This is a genomic window from Pseudoalteromonas carrageenovora IAM 12662, assembly GCF_900239935.1.
Lineage (GTDB): Bacteria > Pseudomonadota > Gammaproteobacteria > Enterobacterales > Alteromonadaceae > Pseudoalteromonas > Pseudoalteromonas carrageenovora.
On sequence record NZ_LT965928.1, the window covers coordinates 2,441,000 to 2,459,579 of the forward strand.

General features: G+C 40.5%; 17 protein-coding genes. 5 read left to right on the forward strand and 12 right to left on the reverse strand.

Annotation, left to right across the window (positions count from 1 at the left end; all coding sequences use genetic code 11):
- Entirely contained in the window at positions 1-603 is a 603-nt protein-coding gene (gene rnhB, locus ALFOR1_RS11020; protein WP_104643008.1) for a ribonuclease HII, read from the reverse strand.
- On the reverse strand, positions 593-1,750 hold the full coding sequence (gene lpxB / locus ALFOR1_RS11025) for a lipid-A-disaccharide synthase (RefSeq protein WP_104643009.1): 1,158 nt from the start codon (positions 1,748-1,750) through the stop codon (positions 593-595). The genes rnhB and lpxB overlap by 11 nt, the downstream gene beginning before the upstream one ends.
- Positions 1,751-2,050: 300 nt before the next feature.
- Between lpxB and ALFOR1_RS11030 the strand changes: the two genes are divergently transcribed.
- Genes ALFOR1_RS11030 through cydC form a run of 5 tightly spaced genes read left to right on the forward strand, consistent with a single transcriptional unit; the run spans position 2,051 to position 8,444 of the window.
- Positions 2,051-3,634: a cytochrome ubiquinol oxidase subunit I gene (locus ALFOR1_RS11030; RefSeq protein ID WP_058548366.1), complete on the forward strand. Its 1,584-nt coding sequence runs from the start codon at positions 2,051-2,053 to the stop codon at positions 3,632-3,634.
- The gene (cydB, locus tag ALFOR1_RS11035; RefSeq protein WP_058548367.1) at positions 3,631-4,770 is read left to right on the forward strand and encodes a cytochrome d ubiquinol oxidase subunit II; all 1,140 of its coding nucleotides are present in this window, start codon (positions 3,631-3,633) and stop codon (positions 4,768-4,770) included. Before ALFOR1_RS11030 ends, cydB begins: the two co-directional genes overlap by 4 nt.
- Before the next feature lie 12 nt (positions 4,771-4,782).
- On the forward strand, positions 4,783-4,947 hold the full coding sequence (gene cydX / locus ALFOR1_RS11040; RefSeq protein ID WP_058548368.1) for a cytochrome bd-I oxidase subunit CydX: 165 nt from the start codon (positions 4,783-4,785) through the stop codon (positions 4,945-4,947).
- On the forward strand, positions 4,937-6,709 hold the full coding sequence (gene cydD, locus ALFOR1_RS11045) for a thiol reductant ABC exporter subunit CydD (protein ID WP_104643010.1): 1,773 nt from the start codon (positions 4,937-4,939) through the stop codon (positions 6,707-6,709). The genes cydX and cydD overlap by 11 nt, the downstream gene beginning before the upstream one ends.
- Positions 6,702-8,444 (forward strand): thiol reductant ABC exporter subunit CydC, encoded by a 1,743-nt coding sequence (gene cydC, locus ALFOR1_RS11050; protein WP_104643011.1) that lies wholly within the window; start codon positions 6,702-6,704, stop codon positions 8,442-8,444. Before cydD ends, cydC begins: the two co-directional genes overlap by 8 nt.
- Here cydC and ALFOR1_RS11055 read toward each other — a convergent pair.
- The 10 genes from ALFOR1_RS11055 to ALFOR1_RS11100 all read right to left on the reverse strand — a co-directional run bounded on the left by ALFOR1_RS11055 (position 8,427) and on the right by ALFOR1_RS11100 (position 18,549).
- Positions 8,427-8,819 (reverse strand): septal ring lytic transglycosylase RlpA family protein, encoded by a 393-nt coding sequence (locus ALFOR1_RS11055; RefSeq protein ID WP_104643012.1) that lies wholly within the window; start codon positions 8,817-8,819, stop codon positions 8,427-8,429. The two genes, cydC and ALFOR1_RS11055, sit on opposite strands and share 18 nt — an antisense overlap.
- 146 nt (positions 8,820-8,965) lie before the next feature.
- A complete protein-coding gene (gene lpxA, locus ALFOR1_RS11060; protein ID WP_104643013.1) occupies positions 8,966-9,736 on the reverse strand; it encodes an acyl-ACP--UDP-N-acetylglucosamine O-acyltransferase in 771 nt (256 codons plus the stop codon).
- 2 nt (positions 9,737-9,738) lie between these two features.
- Complete coding sequence (fabZ, locus tag ALFOR1_RS11065) at positions 9,739-10,191, reverse strand: 3-hydroxyacyl-ACP dehydratase FabZ (RefSeq protein ID WP_058548373.1); 453 nt, start codon at positions 10,189-10,191, stop codon at positions 9,739-9,741.
- A 26-nt stretch (positions 10,192-10,217) separates the two neighbouring features.
- Positions 10,218-11,240, reverse strand: coding sequence for a UDP-3-O-(3-hydroxymyristoyl)glucosamine N-acyltransferase (lpxD, locus tag ALFOR1_RS11070; protein WP_058548374.1), 1,023 nt, complete (start codon positions 11,238-11,240; stop codon positions 10,218-10,220).
- Positions 11,241-11,247: 7 nt separating this feature from the next.
- A complete protein-coding gene (locus ALFOR1_RS11075) occupies positions 11,248-11,766 on the reverse strand; it encodes an OmpH family outer membrane protein (RefSeq protein WP_058548375.1) in 519 nt (172 codons plus the stop codon).
- 11 nt (positions 11,767-11,777) lie between these two features.
- Complete coding sequence (gene bamA, locus ALFOR1_RS11080; RefSeq protein ID WP_058548720.1) at positions 11,778-14,249, reverse strand: outer membrane protein assembly factor BamA; 2,472 nt, start codon at positions 14,247-14,249, stop codon at positions 11,778-11,780.
- Between the two features lie 95 nt (positions 14,250-14,344).
- Positions 14,345-15,697 (reverse strand): sigma E protease regulator RseP, encoded by a 1,353-nt coding sequence (gene rseP / locus ALFOR1_RS11085; RefSeq protein ID WP_104643014.1) that lies wholly within the window; start codon positions 15,695-15,697, stop codon positions 14,345-14,347.
- Between the two features lies 1 nt (position 15,698).
- On the reverse strand, positions 15,699-16,904 hold the full coding sequence (gene ispC / locus ALFOR1_RS11090) for a 1-deoxy-D-xylulose-5-phosphate reductoisomerase (protein WP_058548377.1): 1,206 nt from the start codon (positions 16,902-16,904) through the stop codon (positions 15,699-15,701).
- Positions 16,901-17,767 (reverse strand): phosphatidate cytidylyltransferase, encoded by an 867-nt coding sequence (locus ALFOR1_RS11095; protein ID WP_104643015.1) that lies wholly within the window; start codon positions 17,765-17,767, stop codon positions 16,901-16,903. The genes ispC and ALFOR1_RS11095 overlap by 4 nt, the downstream gene beginning before the upstream one ends.
- Positions 17,768-17,787: 20 nt before the next feature.
- Complete coding sequence (locus ALFOR1_RS11100) at positions 17,788-18,549, reverse strand: isoprenyl transferase (protein ID WP_104643016.1); 762 nt, start codon at positions 18,547-18,549, stop codon at positions 17,788-17,790.
- Between the last annotated feature and the right edge of the window lie 31 nt (positions 18,550-18,580).

An 18,580-nucleotide genomic window follows, 5' to 3' on the forward strand; every position in this document is an offset into this window, starting at 1 on the left:
TTACGCCTCACCCTTAGCTTGCATTAATACGCGCTGCACAGGTTTAAAGCTTTTACGGTGCTCATCTATTGCGCCATATTGCTCAAGTGCTGCAAAGTGCGCTTTCGTTGGGTAACCTTTGTGCCCTGCAAATCCATATTGTGGATAGCGTGCATCGAGTTCAATCATTTCATCATCACGCGCTACTTTAGCTAAAATAGACGCCGCTGATATTTCGGCCACTAGGCTATCGCCCTTAACAACAGCTTGCGCGGGCATAGTTAACTTAGGTAAACGATTACCATCTATAAATACAAATTCAGGCTGTGTGCTTAGCCCCTCAACCGCGCGACTCATAGCAAGCATGGTGGCCTGTAAAATATTTAACTCGTCAATTTCAGTTGGGCTACAACGGCCATATGCGTAACACAGTGCTTTTTCTTTTATTTCTAAAGCAAGTGCTTGGCGCTTTTTGTCTGTTAGCTTTTTAGAGTCAGCTAAACCTGCAATAGGTTTAGTAGGGTCGAGTATTACCGCAGCGGTAACAACATCACCTACAAGCGGGCCGCGCCCTACTTCGTCTACACCGGCAATTAAGGTTACGTTAGGTCGTTCAATTTGCATTTATTAACTCCGCCACAGCATTAGCTGCTTGTTTGCTGGCATTTAATCTAATTTTTTCGTGAATAGCTAAAAAGCGTGCTTTTAATTCTTTGTTATCGGTATTTAGCATAGGCGTAAGTGCACCTGTTAAATTGGCTACGTTACATTCGCTTTGTAAAAATTCAGGCACAAGCTCTTCATCGGCTAATAAGTTAGGCAGTGAAAAATACTTAATATTAAAGGTAAATAAGGTTTTAAAAATCCAATAACTCATCGGCTTTATTTTATAACCCACCACCATTGGCTTTTTATAGAGCATGCCTTCAAGTGTCGCGGTGCCCGATGCAAGTAATATGGCGTCTGCCGCTTGCATAGCGAGTTTTGATTGCCCATCTAGCAAACTAATATTAAGGCTAGGTGCTGTGGCATTTAAAATATCAGTAAACTGCGCTTTGCGCTTTTCGTTTACCAGTGGCACCACAATTTTAAGGTCTGGGTTTTGCGCTTGTAACTGCGCAGCTGTTTTTATATAGGTTTCGCTTAATAAGCCTACTTCAGAGCCTCGGCTACCTGGTAGTAACGCAAGTACTTTGTCATCAAGGCTTAAACCTAGTTCTGCACGTGCTTGGCTGTCGTCGTGCTCAAGGGCTATATCGTCAGCTAATGTGTGCCCTACAAATGTACAAGGTACTTGGTGCTTATCGTAGAATTCTTTTTCAAACGGTAATAATGCAAGCACTAAGTTAGTAGCAGCACTTATTGTATGAATGCGTTTTTCACGCCATGCCCACACTGATGGGCTCACGTATTGAATAGTTTTAATGCCTGCCTCTTTTAATGGTTTTTCAACGCGTAGGTTAAAATCGGGGGCGTCTATTCCAATAAATACATCGGGTGGGTTATCAACAAAATGCTGTACGAGCTGTTTGCGTATTTTAAGTAATCGAGGCAGGCGTCCTAATACTTCAACAAGCCCCATTACCGATAGCTCATCCATATCGTAAAGTGTTTTACAGCCTTGCGCCTGCATTTTTGGCCCAGCAATCCCTTCAAAAATAGCATCAGGGAAATGTACTTTAAGCGCTTTAATTAAGCCTTCACCTAAAATATCGCCCGACAGTTCACCTGCCACAATACCAATACGTAGTTGTTTTTTCTCTTTATTCATTTGATTTTATTTCACAAGTAAACCAGGCGTTCATAAGGGTTAGTTTACCGTGTTTTAGTGTTTGGTTAAACGCTTTAAATTAACCACCTTTTATAGCTTAAATTACACCTAAACATTGTTTGTTTTTAATACTGATGTAGCATGTGTAATATATATTAACTTTTCCTAATATATATATTGACAAAAATTGTACAAGCGTAAATAATATTACGAACTTTCAGTAATTACTGAAAGTTCATTAAGTCTAACTTTGCCAATTTTGTATTGCCTTGTTAACCCGTCACCCTCAAGGAGCTAAAAATGATAGATGAAACCTTTGTGGATCTATCGCGATTACAGTTTGCTGTTACCGCACTCTTCCATTTCTTATTCGTACCTTTAACCATAGGTATGACCTGGATCTTAGTCATTATGGAATCGGTTTATGTTATGACCGGCCGCGAAATATACCGCGATATGACTAAGTTTTGGGGTAAGTTGTTTGGTATTAACTTTGCAATTGGTGTGGCAACGGGCCTAACCATGGAGTTTGAGTTTGGTACTAACTGGTCTTATTACTCACATTATGTGGGTGATGTTTTTGGTGCGCCGCTCGCTATTGAAGGCTTAATGGCATTCTTTTTAGAATCGACCTTTGTGGGTATGTTCTTTTTAGGCTGGGACAGGTTAACTAAACGCCAACACTTAGGCGCAACATTTTTAATGGCGCTGGGTACAAATATGTCGGCGCTTTGGATTTTGATTGCTAATGGTTGGATGCAAAATCCGGTAGGGGCAGAATTTAACTATCAAACTATGCGTATGGAAATGACTAGCTTTGCAGAGCTTGTATTTAACCCTGTAGCACAAGTTAAGTTTATTCATACTGTATCGGCAGGTTATGTAGCAGCCTCTATGTTTGTGTTGGGTATTAGTAGCTGGTACATATTAAAAGGCCGCGATTTAGCCTTTGCTAAGCGCTCGTTCTCGGTGGCATCGGGCTTTGGTTTGGCTTCAATATTGTGTGTAATTTTATTAGGTGACGAGTCAGGCTACGAAGTCGGCGAAGTTCAAAAAGTAAAACTAGCAACAATAGAAGCTGAGTGGCATACAGAAGAGGCCCCTGCTGCATTTACAGCTATTGGTTTTCCTGATTCGGACGAACAAGTAACCCACGCGGCGGTAAAAATCCCTTACGCACTGGGTTTAATTGCGACACGCTCTTTAGATGAGCAAGTAATTGGTATTTCTGATTTAGAGAAAAAACACGAAGTGCGTATTCGTAACGGCATGATTGCATACGAGTACCTTGAAAAACTAAGAAGCGGTGACGATACCCCACAAAATATTGCTAAATTTGACACCTTAAAAGCCGATTTAGGCTATGGCTTATTACTTAAGCGCTACACACCTAATGTGGTAGATGCGACAGAAGAGCACATTCAAAAAGCCGTTAAAGACTCCTTCCCTAAAGTAGGCCCTATGTTTTGGTCGTTTAGGATAATGGTCGCCTGTGGCGTAGCTATGCTTGGTGTATTTATATTAGCGTTTTACTACAATGCACACCGTATTATTGAGCAAAAACGTTGGTTACTGTGGGCTGCGGTATTGAGTATTCCACTCCCTTGGATTGCCATTGAATTTGGTTGGATAGTTGCTGAATATGGTCGCCAGCCTTGGGCAATATCTGAAATTTTACCAACCTTTTTAGCGACCTCGTCACTAACGGTAAACGATATTTTAATTAGCTTAACTGGATTCATTATTTTTTACACTGGCTTGGCTATTGTTGAAGGTTGGTTGATGGTTCGCTTTATTAAACAAGGACCAAGCTCATTACATACTGGTAAATACCACTTTGAGTTACCAAACAAAGCAGATAAAGATGCAGGAGAGCAATTATGATTTTTGATTATGAAACATTAAAAATGCTGTGGTGGTTGCTCATTGGTGTGTTGCTTATTGGCTTTGCTATTACCGATGGTATGGATATGGGCGTGGCTATGCTGCTACGCCTAGTAGGTAAAACAGACTCAGAACGTCGCACAGTAATTAATACCATTGGCGCACACTGGGATGGTAACCAAGTGTGGTTTATTACCGCTGGCGGTGCTTTATTTGCAGCGTGGCCTATGGTGTATGCAGCCGCATTTTCGGGTTTTTATTTTGCTATGATGCTGGTGCTATTTGCATTATTTTTTAGACCTCTTGGTTTTGATTACCGCTCTAAAATAGATTCTAAACGCTGGCGCAACAACTGGGATTGGGGCTTGTTTGCAGGCAGTGCAATTCCGGCTTTAGTATTTGGTGTGGCGTTTGGTAACTTATTTTTAGGCGTGCCGTTTAATATTGATAACTTACTACGTGTAAGTTATCAAGGCTCGTTTTTTGGTTTATTAAACCCATTTGCATTGCTTGCAGGTTTAATTAGTGTGGCTATGTTAATTGCTCATGCTGGTATGTGGTTACAACTTCGTACCGCTGATGCAGTAGCTGAACGTTCAGGGCAGTATGGCCGCTATGCACTGATGGTATTTATTGTGCTTTTTGCTGGAGCTGGTGTTTGGGTGGCTAATATCAATGGCTATCAAATTATCTCTATGCCAGACACGCAAAGCCATGCTGACCCTTTAGCTAAAGTGGTAACTACAGCAAAAGGTGCTTGGCTTAATAACTACAGTGAACGACCATGGACAATGACCTTCCCTATTTTAGGGTTTGTAATGGCACTAAGCGCATTGTTTTTCTCAAAAATTAATAAACCTGCGCTTGGCCTTATTTCTACAAGTATAATGTTAATAGGCATTATTATGACGGCGGGCGTATCACTATTCCCATTCATTATGCCTTCAATTAATAATCCTGATATTAGCTTAACTATTTGGGATGCCGTATCTAGTCATAAAACGCTAAATATTATGTTTGTTGCCGTAGTTATTTTTATACCGCTTATACTGGCCTACACCACGTGGTGTTACGTAAAAATGTGGCGCAGAGTAACGGTAGATGAAATTGAAAACAACACTCACGGTAGCTACTAAGGAGAATAAATTATGTGGTATTTTGCTTGGATTTTAGGTGTACTTTTAGCCTGTACCTTAGGTGTAATAAACGTAATGTGGTACGAGTTTCACCAAAATAAAAACAGCATAGCTGATGATGAACAACCTATGCATGATTTATTAAACGAGAAAAACTCAGCTAAAAATGACGACTAACCCTCGATTAGATCGCGCGCAGCAGCAGTCTCTGCGCGCTTTTTTAAAGCTACAAAGTAAACCCGCTGCAATGTGGTTAAAGTTAAGCATTGCACTGGGTACTTTTAACGCTATTTTAATGATTGCAGGGGCTTACTTACTCGCCCAAACTATTCATAATGTAATGTTTGAAGGTGAAAGCCTTGCTCAAGTAACACATTTACTTTGGCCACTTGCAGGCATTATTTTACTACGAGCGCTTTTTTTAGCGCTAAGTGAAAGGCTAAGTGCCTTTGCTGCACTTAAAATCAAATCGGCTATGCGCCAAACCTTATTAACCAAATTAACCCAATTAGGGCCTAGCTACATTGAACAACATGGTCAAGGAGCAACGCTTAACACTTTGCACGATGGCGTTGAAGCATTGCACGACTATTACGCTAAATACTTGCCTGGTGTTGCTTACAGTGCCCTTATTCCTATAGCAATTTTGGTGGTGATTTTTCCAACCGACTATAAAGCGGGTTTAATATTTTTACTAACCGCTCCGCTTATTCCCTTTTTTATGATTTTAGTTGGATCTAAAGCTGAAGATTTAAATCAAAAACGTTGGAAACAACTTGCCGTTTTAGGTAACTACTTTTTTGACCGCATACAAGGTTTAACGCAACTAAAACTATTTAATGCCACCCGCACTGAGCTTAAACATATTGCTAAAATTTCTGATGATTTTAGACACGCCACACTCGATGTATTAAAAATTGCTTTTTTATCGTCATTTGCGCTGGAATTTTTAGCCACTATTAGCGTGGCACTCGTTGCGGTAATAATTGGCTTTAGGCTATTTTTTGGCACGCTAGATTTTGCAACCGGTTTTGTAGTGCTGCTACTTGCACCTGAATTTTATTTACCACTTCGCCAATTAGGTAGCCACTACCACGCTCGCTTGCAAGGTATTAGCGCTGCAGCCGACATGGTAACTATTTTAAATGCGCCGCTTCCTGAACAATCACAGCAAAACAACGCCCACGTTAGCGAGCCTATAAATACAATAAGCATTAACAACTTAAATTTTACATACCCAAACAGTAATGAAGGTATAAAAAATATAAACTTAGCCCTACCCAATAAAGGCCTAGTAGCTTTAGTTGGGGCGAGTGGCTCAGGTAAAAGCACTTTATTTGATTGCATATTAGGGTTTCACCCTCAGGTGGTTGGGCAAATCAGTATTAATGACAAGCCACTAGATGCAACTAATATTAATACGCTACAAAATAAAATTGCCTGGATCCCGCAAACGCCAACGCTATTTTATCAAAGCATTAGCGATAACATCAAAATAGCAAAACCAGACGCTTCACAATTAGAGCTTGAGCAAGCAGCACACCAAGCTGGCGCTTTAGATTTTATAAACACGTTGCCTAATGGCTTTATTACATTGATAGGCGAGCAAGGCGAAGGGCTTTCTGGCGGACAAAAGCAACGTATCGCCCTTGCTCGTGCATTTTTAAAACAAGCGCCTATTTTAGTACTCGATGAACCAACGGCACACCTTGATAGCCAAACAGAGCAGCTTATTCAGCGTGCAATAAACGATTATGCAAAAACACATTTGGTACTGGTTATAGCTCATAGACTCAATACAGTAAAAAATGCCAACAATATTATTGTTATGCAAAATGGTGAGGTAGCACAGCAAGGCACATACTCACACCTTGCTAAGCAAAATGGTGCGTTTAAAACACTGCTAAGCACTCAAGTGCAAGGAGCTAATAATGACTAATTTTATTAGGCTATTAAAGCTTTGCCGCCCGCACTATAAAGCTATGTTGCTGGGTACTTTTTTAGCCACTTTAACTGTACTTGCAAACGTGGGCTTACTCGCTATATCGGGTTGGTTTTTAGCTTCAATGGCAGCTGCAGGTATTGCTGGCGTGCAAATGAACTACTTTACACCCGCAGGGACTATTCGATTTTTAGCGATTGTTCGAACCGCATCACGCTATGGTGAGCGTTTAGTAACACATAACGCGACGTTTTTATTGCTTAGTGAAATTCGCGTAAATATGTTTGCAACACTAAGTAAGCTAAACAATGTAGATTTAGCAATGAGCCGCAGCGCCGATTTAGTAAACCGCTTACAGAACGATGTTGATGCCCTAGATAAATTTTACTTAAACATATTACTGCCTATGCTAGTAGCGCTATTAAGCATACCTATTATTATGGTGTTTATGGCGGCCTATAATGCAAACGTTGCACTTATTTGTTTTACTGGCATTTTATTAATTGGTGTTGTTTTACCAGCTCTATTAAGTGCTAAATTAAACAAAAATAGCCACAAAGAAACACAACTAAGCGCTCAACTTAGAGCCGAACTTTCTGACACACTAACAGGCCTTAGAGAGCTTAGTATTTATCAAGCAGGTGGCGATCAAATTTCAAAATGTGATGATTTGAATGAACAGTACAACCAGCAACTTTATAGTCGCCATAAAGCACTGGCAAATAGTGATGGCTTAAGCTTGCTGGTAGTGCAATTAGCCATGCTAGGCGCCATTGTTACTATTGTGCCATTAGTTTACAGCGGGGCCATGGTAAATGTAGAGCTTGCTATGCTAAGCCTATTTGTATTGGCAAGCTTTGAAAGTGTATTGCTCCTCCCTAATGCCTTTATAGAGTTACCTAATGTGCTAAAAGCCGCAGAGCGACTATTTACACTTCAAGATAAAGTATCTGCTCAGAGCAACAATCACAGCGCTTTAATTGATACTCAGTTTGATAAAAATAATACCGCACTAACACTTAATAACATTAGCTATAAATACGATGAGCATAATGCATTAACTGATGTGAGCTTTATGCTAAAAGCGCAACAAAAAGTAGCCATTGTAGGTAGAAGTGGGAGCGGTAAAACCACGCTTGTAAATTTGCTAACTGGGCTATGGCCACTTCAGCAAGGCAGCATTACGTTGGGTGATCAAAATAACTCGCAAGAACTACACTCACTAAGCAATGACACCCGCGCAAGCTTTATAAATATATTAGCGCAGCAGCATCATATTTTTGATGGCACCCTAAGTGAAAATTTACGCTATGCTGCACCAAGTGCTACAAAAGAAGAAATGCTTGAAGCCATTAAACTTGCGCAGCTAGAGCCTTGGTTTAATGATTTACAAAAGGGTTTAAAAACACGTTTAGGTATCGGTGGGCGAAGCGTATCCCAAGGGCAATCAAGGCGTATAGCCATTGCTCAGGCTTTATTACAAAACCCCGCTATTTTAGTACTTGATGAGCCTACCGAAGGACTAGATAACCAATCTAAGCAAACCGTAATGAACGCCATTATGCAGGTAATGGGTAACGCAAGCGTACTTACAATTACCCACGACCCAGCTCTTCTTACTCAAATGAATAATGTTATATGGTTAGAAGACGGTAAAGTGGTTGCACAAGGCTCTCATAAAGAGCTCAGTAGCGCTTATCCAGATTATGTGGCACTAACTACCCGGTTTTAATACCTTTACAGACACGTCAATAACGCCGACTTTAGGGTCGGCTATCTTTTTAAACATGCTTTTTGATAAATCGATAATACGGCCACGTACATAAGGGCCTCTGTCATTTATCCTTACTATTACTGATTTATTATTAGCGAGGTTAGTAACAACCACCTTAGTACCAAAATCGAATTCTAAATGAGCAGCTGTTGCAGCTTGCTGGCTAAAGCGCTCTCCATTAGCAGTTGTTCTTCCGTGGTATTTATCAGCATAAAAAGATGCTTTTCCTACTTGAGTTATTTCTCCTGTAGATGACTTAATGAGTGGCTGGCTACTACAAGCGGCTAAAACTGAAGTAATAAAAAGAGTGACAACTAACTTAGGTAAACGCATAGAATGGCTTTTATTATAAAAATTAAGCGCATACTAACTTGAGTACCCTGAGTATTAACTGAATTGGCTTTAAACTCTGGGCAATAAAAAACCACCTTCGATTTATCATCTAGGGTGGTTTTTAATGCTCGAAGCAAAGCTTGTAATTATCTTACAATGCCGCGCTCAGAGCCTTTAACAAAATCTATCATGGTTTGCACTGCAGGATGCTTTGCAGCGTCTTCACTTAGTGATGAAATTGCTTCATCAACACCTAAGCTCTTACGATAAAATGCTTTATAAGCACGGCGTACTGCCATTATTTCATCGCTTTCAAAGCCACGGCGTTTCATACCTTCTTTATTGATTGCTGCAGGGCCTGCAGGCATACCAATAGTAGTAACAAACGGAGGTACGTCTTTATTAACACCCGAGTACATGCCAATAAATGCGTGATCACCAATTTTACAAAATTGATGCACTCCTGAGTTACCACCTAAGATAACCCAGTCACCTACGTGCACATGCCCTGCTACACTTGCGTTGTTAGCAAAAATAACGTTATCGCCAATTACTGCATCGTGAGCCACGTGGGTATAAGCCATAAATAAGTTATTGCTACCAATTTTAGTAACACCTTGGTCCTGAATAGTACCTCGGTGAATGGTTGCACACTCACGAATAACGTTGTTATCGCCCATAATTAGCGTAGTAGGCTCGTTGTTGTATTTTTTGTCTTGGCAGGCTTCACCTACAGACGCAAATTGAAAAATATGATTTCCAGAGCCAATGGTAGACGGCCCTTTAACAACAACGTGAGACTCAATAATACAGTCATCACCGATCACAACATCATTGCCAATATAACTATACGGACCAACTGAGACATTGTTGCCTAGTTTAGCGCCAGGTTCGATTATTGCTGTAGAATGGATCACTATTAAAACTCTCTTCTCGCACACATAATTTCGGCACTACATACTACTTTGCCATCGACTCTTGCTTCAGCAGCAAATTTCCATATATTGCGGCGTTCTTTTAAAAACTCTACATGAAGATGCATAGTATCGCCAGGAATTACCGGCTGCTTAAAACGAGCATTATCAACCGCTGCAAACAAATATAATTCGTTCTCGCTGCGATTCTCTACTGTTTTAAAACCTAGTAAACCCGTTGCTTGCGCCATGGCTTCTAATATTAGCACACCAGGAAAAATTGGCTGATTTGGGAAATGACCAGTAAAAATAGGTTCGTTTATAGAAACATTTTTAATAGCATGTAAAGACTCGCCAGGTGTAAAATCAATAACACGATCAATTAGTAGCATCGGGTAACGGTGCGGTAATAAACTTAAAATCTCTTGAATATCAAGGCTATTTAATTCGTTTGCCAAAATAGCATCCTTATTAGTGTTCAACGTTATGACTTAGCCAATGCTTCAAGCGCTTTAAGACGAGATTTCATGTCCGAAAGGTTACGCAAGTGAGCAATGGATTTACGCCATTCTTTGTTAGTTGTATGGGGCATACCTGATGAGTAAATACCCGGTTCGGTGATTGATTTAGTCACCATACTCATACCGGTAATTATAACACCATCACATACAGACATGTGACCATTAATTGCAGTCATGCCGCCTATTTGGCAGTTTTTGCCAATGGTAACGCTTCCTGCAAGTACGGTGCAGCCAGCAATTGCTGTGCCCGAGTTAACTTCAACGTTGTGTGCTATTTGACACTGGTTATCAATAATAACATTGCTATGAATAATCGTGTTATCTAGTGCGCCGCGGTCAATAGTGGTACTTGCCCCTATTTCTACCTTGTCGCCTATGATCACTGAGCCAAGTTGCGGTATTTTCACCCACTGCCCGCGCTCATTGGCATAGCCAAACCCATCACTTCCTACAACACTATTTGCTTGAAACAAACAATCTGCGCCAATCTCAACATCGTGATAAATAGTCACACTAGGCCAAAGCTTAGTGCCAGAGCCTATTTTAACACGTTCTCCGATAAAACTGTTCGGACCAATTTGCGCGTTATCACCAATCACTGCATCAGCTTCAATTACTGCATTAGCGCCTATAGCGGCACTGTCGCTAACAATAGCTGATGAATGAATAGTTGCACTTGGATGAATGCCTGTAGAAGCAGAGCGAGGTGTGGTATCCATAAATTGCGCTAGTTTTGCGTAACTCACATATGGATTGCCAACAATAACTTTACTGCCTTGAAAAAATTCAGCATCAGCTTGGCTAACTATTACAGCACTGGCTTGAGTGGTTTCAAGCTGCGTACGATATTTTGAGTTCGCTAAAAATGCAATATGCCCAGAACGGGCATTTGCAAGTGTCGCTATTTTTTTTATTTCTAAAGCGCCATCACCTTGAAGCTCGGCGCCTAGAAGTTCCGCAATTTGCGAAAGCGTATAATTTTGCATAGATAGATTATTTCTTGCTAACAGCTGCTACAACTTTAGATGAAAGATCAGTTACTTCTTTAGGGTTAAAGTAAATAGTTGTGTCTTTAACTTTAACTTCATCGAAGTCGCCATCTTTAGCAATTTCTTCAATTGTTTTGATGATCACACCTTGAACTTTAGCAAGTTCTTGGTTTTGGCGTGCTTTAATCTCTTGCTCTAAAGGACGGCCCTGTTCAGCAAGATTTTTTTGCATGCCCTGAATTTTGTCACGTAGTGCATCTTTTTGAGCTTGGCTCATGGTTGTGCTTTCACGCTTAAATTTTTCTGCTTCAAAACGAATATCGCCTTGTAACTTCTCAAGCTCTTGGCGACGCTCTGCAAACTCAGTTTGTAAAGACTGTTCAATTTTAGCCATTTGAGGAATTTGCTTGTAGATTTCTTGCATATCAACGATACCTACTTTGTGTGCAAATGCACTCGCTGAAGTACCCATCATTAATGTTGCTAAAACTGCTACTGCTGTTGATTTAAATAATGTTTTCACAAAAAACTCCTTTAGAAAGTGTTACTAATGTTAAAGCTGATCGTTTTCGTATCGTCATCTTCTTCTTTTTGCAATGGATACGCAAAACTAATCAACATTGGACCCATCGGAGAGATCCATTGTAATGAAAGACCGGTTGAAACCCTAAAGCGCATTGGGTCTGAATAGTCATCTAATTTAGCACGCTCATCTGGCGCTAAGTTTTGATAGCGGTCTACGCTAAATTCAGTATCCCATACGTTCGCAGCATCTACAAAGAAGCTGGTACGTACAGAACTGGTATTTTCTTCATCTAAGAACGGTGTAGGAACAATTAGCTCCATACCTGCAACCGCTTTAGCGTTACCACCAATACGGCCTTGTGGGATTAACACATCAAATTCGTCTGCCCCACCAATACTACCTGTAGTTGTACCATCTGCGCCTGGTGTACCAGGAATAGACTGCGGTATACGTGATACAGCACGAGGTAATATTGTATTACGGTCAAAGCCACGTAGTTCCATTTCCGTTATACGGAAGAACTCTTGGAATGGTAATGTTTGCTCATAACCATTTGTTGACCCATAACCATTACCGTAACCAAGCGCTGCACGCGTTGAGAACACCCAACGGTGATCATTTGAGATTGGCCAGTAAAAACGCGAATCATAGTTCAGTTTAAAGTATTGAAGGTCTGAGTTAGGCGTAGTTGCTGTTAAATTTAATGTTTGGCGCGAACCCGCTGTTGGGAATAAGCCACGGTTAACCGTAACACGTGACCAACCTGCACTTAGCTCATATTTGGTAAAGTCAAAGCCAGCATCTGGGTTTTCTGGATCTAAGAAAGTCTCACGAAGTACACGAGTTTGTTCGTACTCAGCTATATCTGAAAGCTCTTCTTTTATCCAACGAACACCAAAGTTAACACGATTTACAGCATCAATTGGGAAGCCAATATTAGTGCCTAAACCATAACTTTTCGATTTGTAATCTACTAAGCTAAACTTACTTGCATCATAGTTAGTGTAAAAAATACTGCTACCTTGCGATACACCATCAGGTGTGAAGTAAGGGTCGGTGTAAGATAAGCTAATGCTTTCAGAACCTGTTGAAGTATTTAGATTTAAACCAATTTGATTACCCGTACCTAAAAAGTTAGATTCGGTCACACCAATATTAAACTGCAAACCAAGGTAAGAGCCATATGCAAGGCCTGCATTAAAGCTACCTGCTGATTGCTCTTTAACTGTAAAGTCTACATCTACTTGGTCATCAACACCTGGGACTGGTACTACGTTAAAATCAACACTTTCCATGTATGCTAAACGCTGTATTTGTAGTTTTGAACGTTCAAGGTTTTGATTAGATAACCATGCACCTTCTAGCTGTGTCATCTCACGGCGAAGTACTTCATCAGCGGTGTTTTGGTTACCACCAACAATAATACGACGAACGTATACACGTTTACCCGGATTTACCGAAAGCGTTAACTGAACTTCTTGCTTTTCGTCGTCAATTTCAGGAATTGTACGTACTTCAGCATTTGCATAACCAAAACGTGCTAAGTAGCTTTTAATAAATTCTTCAGAAGAAGTGACTACTGAACCGTTATATAACTCGCCTGCACGAAGTGGAATAACACTTTTGATTAACTCTTCACGGCCAAGTAAATCACCAATAAAGTCAAAGCCTTTAACGGTATATTTAACGCCTTCTGTTAAGTTAGCGGTAACGTAAACAGATTCACGTTCAGGGCTTACAGATACTTGAGTTGAATCGATATTAAAGCGTAAATAACCACGGTCTAAGTAGTAGCTACGGATTTTTTCTAAATCGCCTTCAATGGTCTGCTTTTGGTAGCGATCGCTACCCATAAACTGCCACCAAGGTAAATCTTGTTGCGATTCAGCAAGCTTTAAAAGCTCTTCATTAGAAAAAAGCTCATTACCTACTAAGTTAATTTGACGAATTGACGCGGCATCACCTTCATCAAACTCTAATTTAAGTTTAACGCGGTTACGAGGTAACTTAGTTACACTGATATCTACTTTAGCGTTGTATTTACCAATACTGTGGAAAAACTCAACTAGGCCCTTTTCGATATTATCGATAACGGTTTTATCAAGTGGCTCACCTTGGCGAATATCTTGCTGATCTAGAGATTCATTAAGCTGTTCGTCTTTTATATCTTTATTGCCTTCAAACTCAATAAAGCTAATGGTAGGACGTTCAGTTACTTTAAAAATAACGTTATTGCCATCGCGAAGCGCTTTTATGTTGTCAAAGTGCCCAGAACGATAAAGTGACTTTATTGTTTTTGAAATCGTGTAGTCATCTACGTTATCGCCTACGTTAATAGGAATATGCGTAAGCGCTGCACCAAGTGCTACACGCTGCAAACCTTCAACTTTTAGGTCTTCAACAATAAAGGAGTTTTGGCCTAGGGCTGCAAAGCTTGCACCCAATAAACTTGTTACTGCCAAATGTTTTTTTATAGCCATTTTATTATCTTTATCCTTTACAACTGTATTACCGCATAGCATCAATTTAATGATGCTTTACAATCGTGTTCTAATTAGTAATTGTCACGCTGTAACTACAAACGCGATACATCATTGAACAAAGCGAAACAAGTTAGAAAAATGAGCAGCAAGGCGCCCACTTTAAAACCAAACTCTTGTGTCTTTTCAGAGACCGGCTTTTTACGAAAAAGTTCAATTATGTAATACATTAAGTGTCCGCCATCAAGCACTGGTAAGGGTAATAAATTAAATACACCCAAGTTCACGCTTATTAAGGCTAAAAAGCTTAAAAAGGCCACTAAGCCATAGCTTACGCTAGTTCCAGCGCCGACTGCAATGCCAACCGGACCACTTAAATTTTTAACCGAAACCTGGCCTGTAATTAAATTACCAATCATGTCAAAACTTAGGGTAATTAAGCGCCATGTTTCTTTTGTGCCTCGCACGATACTATCGAGCGGGCCGTAATGTCTAGTCTCAACGTAGCCATCTGGCCACTGTTGTACAACAGGGGCAACACCTAAAAAGCCTTGCTCAATACCATTATTATCAACGCGCCCTTTCGGGGTCACTGTAATGGTTTTTATACTATCCTGTCTTTTTACACTAAATTGTAAAGATTTGTTAGCCGATTGCGTAATAAGATTAACTAATTGCTGCCAATTGCTTATAGTTTCACCGTTTACAGCCAATATAATGTCTTTAGCTTGTAAATTTGCCTGTTCTGCTGCTGAATTTTTAGTCACAGCTGCGATTGTGAGTGTAGCTTGAGGCCTAAATGGCACGATACCGAGAGAGCTAAGCGGTGGGACATCTTGCTGATCAAGCTTCCAGCCATCTAAATTAAGCGTTTTAACACGCGTCTGAAGATTTTCATCACGCACAGTAACATCAACACTTTGCTCACCTAAACTAGACATAAGTGAAAATGTAGCATCTTGCCATGTAGCAACATCGTCATCGCCAATTTTTATAATATGTTGTGATGGCATAATACCCGCTTGCTCGGCTCGGCTGCCCTCAGTAATACTGCCAACCACAGGCTTAACCGATTGCACACCCACCATGTACATTGCAGCGAGTGCCACAATAGCAAACAAAAAGTTTGCCACTGGTCCTGCAGCTACAATGGCAATGCGTGCTTGAACCGATTTAGCATTAAACGATAAGTGACGCTCGTTTGCAGGTACTTCATCAACACGCTCATCGAGCATTTTTACATAACCACCAAGCGGAATCGCAGCAATTACGTATTCGGTTTTGTATTTATCGTGCCACTTTAAAAGCGGCTTACCAAAACCAATTGAAAAACGCAGCACTTTAACACCCATCTTTCGGGCAACCCAAAAGTGACCATATTCATGTATAGCGACTAAAATCCCTAGTGCTAAAATAAACGAGCCAAGATTCCAAAAAAAATCAAACATATTAGTGAGTCACTTTTGTTATAAATTGCGAAGCGCTAATTCGCGCTAATTTATCGCACTCAAGTATTTCTTCTAGGCTTTTAACATTGCTAAATGTTGCGGCTTCAAGTGTTTGCGCATTAATTTTATAAATATCAGTAAAGCCAATCTGGCCTTTTAAAAATGCTGCAACAGCAATTTCATTTGCTGCATTAACCGTTGTTGTAGCGCCTTGCCCTGCACTACACGCATCTATAGCAAGCTGTAAGTTAGGGTAGCGAGCAAAATCAGGCTTAGTAAACGAAAAATCACATATATCAGAGAAATTTAACGGTTTAACGCCTGCATTTATTCGCTCAGGATATGCAAGTGCATGTGCAATAGGCGTGCGCATATCTGGGTTACCCATTTGCGCTAAAATAGACCCATCATGGTATTGCACCATTGAGTGAATAATACTTTGCGGATGGATAACAACGTCAATGTCGCTGGTATCGCAATTAAATAGCCATTTAGCTTCAATAAACTCAAGGCCTTTGTTCATCATTGTTGCAGAGTCTACCGATATTTTTTGCCCCATAGACCAATTAGGATGCGCTACGGCTTCGCTAACTGTTACATTTTTTAAGGTATTTATATCACGCGTTAAAAATGGTCCGCCAGAACCCGTAAGAAGAATTTTACTTACACCGTTATCTTGCAGGTTTTTATCGCTTTGTGCATTTTGTAATGAATGAGGTAGGCATTGAAAAATAGCGTTGTGTTCACTATCAATCGGCAATAAGGTCGCTTTGTGTTGTTTTACTTTATCAATAAACAACTGACCTGACATTACTAACGATTCTTTATTGGCAAGCAATACTTTTTTACCGGCTTCTACAGCACTAAGCGTAGGTAGTAAACCAGCAGCACCCACAATAGCCGACATCACAGTGTCTACATCAGGATGAGCACATAAATCGCTCATAGCTTGCACTGAGTGCATAACTAGAGTTTGGCAAGGCGTATTATTTAAATGAGAACTAAGTTCCTCTGCGGCTACCTGAGTGGCCATAACAGCATAAAGCGGCTCGTGTTCGATACACAGTTCAGCCATTTTTTTAGCATTTTGGCCGGCTGTTAATGCAAATACATCAAATAATTCTTTATTTCGCGCTACTACATCCAATGTACTTAAACCAATAGACCCCGTAGCGCCTAAAATAACCAGTTGTTGCTTTTGGTTCATAAACTCAAGGTCCATGCATAACACATAACAAACATTGGCGCTGCTGCAGTTAAGCTATCAATTCTGTCTAAAATACCACCATGTCCTGGTAAGCAACTACCGCTATCTTTTAAGCCGGCTTCGCGCTTAAACATACTTTCAAGTAAATCGCCAACAGCAGAAAACAAGGCAATAAATGCAGTCATCACAGCGTAAATAGGCCAAACGACTAAATCAACATCGGTAAAGTGGCAAAAAGCTAAAACAAAAACAATTGAAGCAACAACACCACCGGCTAGCCCTTCAATGGTTTTATTAGGGCTCACCTTTGGCATTAGTTTGTGTTTACCAAAGCTTTTACCTGAAAAATAAGCGCCTACGTCAGCACTCCACACTATGCCTAGCACCACTAAAATTAGTACAGAGCCAAAGTGGGCCGATTCAGCATATTGCGCACTACGTAAGGTATTAAGAGCAAGCCATAACGGTACAAGCGTTAGGAGCCCGGCAATACCACGCATAACTAACCCTTCGTTCCACGCTTTAGCCATGGCTGGATAACGCCAAATTAAGTAACTGGCTACAATCCACCATGCAAAGGACAGTGTAAATAAGTAATTTGCATCCCCGGCTAACTTGCCATTTACCCATAACGATTCGATTGGCCAATGTAAATTAAGTAAGCCAAGCAAAGCCGCTATTAATACCACAAAAGCGCCACGTTTAAGCTTTCCACATAAGCCCATAAATGCTGACCACTCCCACGCACCCAGCATAACAATTGCACCTGCAAAGTAGCTAAATAACGTAAGTGGTGTGTAAAAAACCAGCGCCAGTGCAGATGGTGCTAGCACTAGAGAGGTTAAAATGCGTTGTTTTAACAAAATTGTGACCCTTATTCTATTTAGGTTTGAGCGAGTAATTGTTTTATTTGTTCGCCCGTACAACCAAAACGTCGCTCTCTGGCAACGTAACACGCAATGGCCTCAGCAAAAGCTGCTTCATTAAAATCAGGCCAAAGTGTCTCGGTAAAGTAAAGCTCTGCATAAGCAGCTTGCCATAGTAAAAAGTTACTAATACGAACATCGCCACCTGTGCGAATGAGTAAATCAGGTTCTGCCTGATCTGCCATGCTCATATGCTGCGCTAAGCGCTCTTCTGTAATATCTTCTGCGTTGAGTGAGCCCTGCGCCACTTGCAAAGCAAGCTGTTTAGCCGCATTAGCCATATCCCAACGACCACCATAGTTTGCTGCAACATTTAAACACAGCCCGGTGTTATTTTCAGTTAACTTATGTGCAGCGTCTACTTTGCTGCGCAAGCTTTCTGAAAACCGTGATAAATCTCCAATAATGGTCAGTTTTACATTATTTTTATAAAGCTTTTTTACTTCTTTTGTTAAAACAAATAAGAAAAGCTCCATTAAAGTGTTTACTTCGTCTTCTGGGCGGCGCCAGTTCTCACTACTAAAAGCAAATAAGGTTAACGACTGTATCCCTAATTTAGTACAAAACTGAACTGATTGACGAACAGCGTCCACGCCTTTTTTATGCCCGAACACACGAGGTCTATTTCTAGCTTGAGCCCAACGTCCATTCCCATCCATGATGATGGCAACATGCTTAGGTAAACTTTGCTGTGAAATTGTGTCAGCGTCTAGAACCATAAATATTGACTATTCCATAAAAAAACGCCGC

Excerpts from the sequence above, each read along its gene's own strand:
- rnhB (WP_104643008.1), bottom strand. The coding sequence starts at position 603 with ATGCAAATTGAACGACCTAACGTAACCTTAATTGCCGGTGTAGACGAA.
- lpxB (WP_104643009.1), bottom strand. The coding sequence starts at position 1,750 with ATGAATAAAGAGAAAAAACAACTACGTATTGGTATTGTGGCAGGTGAA.
- ALFOR1_RS11030 (WP_058548366.1), top strand. The coding sequence starts at position 2,051 with ATGATAGATGAAACCTTTGTGGATCTATCGCGATTACAGTTTGCTGTT.
- cydB (WP_058548367.1), top strand. The coding sequence starts at position 3,631 with ATGATTTTTGATTATGAAACATTAAAAATGCTGTGGTGGTTGCTCATT.
- cydX (WP_058548368.1), top strand. The coding sequence starts at position 4,783 with ATGTGGTATTTTGCTTGGATTTTAGGTGTACTTTTAGCCTGTACCTTA.
- cydD (WP_104643010.1), top strand. The coding sequence starts at position 4,937 with ATGACGACTAACCCTCGATTAGATCGCGCGCAGCAGCAGTCTCTGCGC.
- cydC (WP_104643011.1), top strand. The coding sequence starts at position 6,702 with ATGACTAATTTTATTAGGCTATTAAAGCTTTGCCGCCCGCACTATAAA.
- ALFOR1_RS11055 (WP_104643012.1), bottom strand. The coding sequence starts at position 8,819 with ATGCGTTTACCTAAGTTAGTTGTCACTCTTTTTATTACTTCAGTTTTA.
- lpxD (WP_058548374.1), bottom strand. The coding sequence starts at position 11,240 with ATGCAAAATTATACGCTTTCGCAAATTGCGGAACTTCTAGGCGCCGAG.
- bamA (WP_058548720.1), bottom strand. The coding sequence starts at position 14,249 with ATGGCTATAAAAAAACATTTGGCAGTAACAAGTTTATTGGGTGCAAGC.
- rseP (WP_104643014.1), bottom strand. The coding sequence starts at position 15,697 with ATGTTTGATTTTTTTTGGAATCTTGGCTCGTTTATTTTAGCACTAGGG.
- ispC (WP_058548377.1), bottom strand. The coding sequence starts at position 16,904 with ATGAACCAAAAGCAACAACTGGTTATTTTAGGCGCTACGGGGTCTATT.
- ALFOR1_RS11100 (WP_104643016.1), bottom strand. The coding sequence starts at position 18,549 with ATGGTTCTAGACGCTGACACAATTTCACAGCAAAGTTTACCTAAGCAT.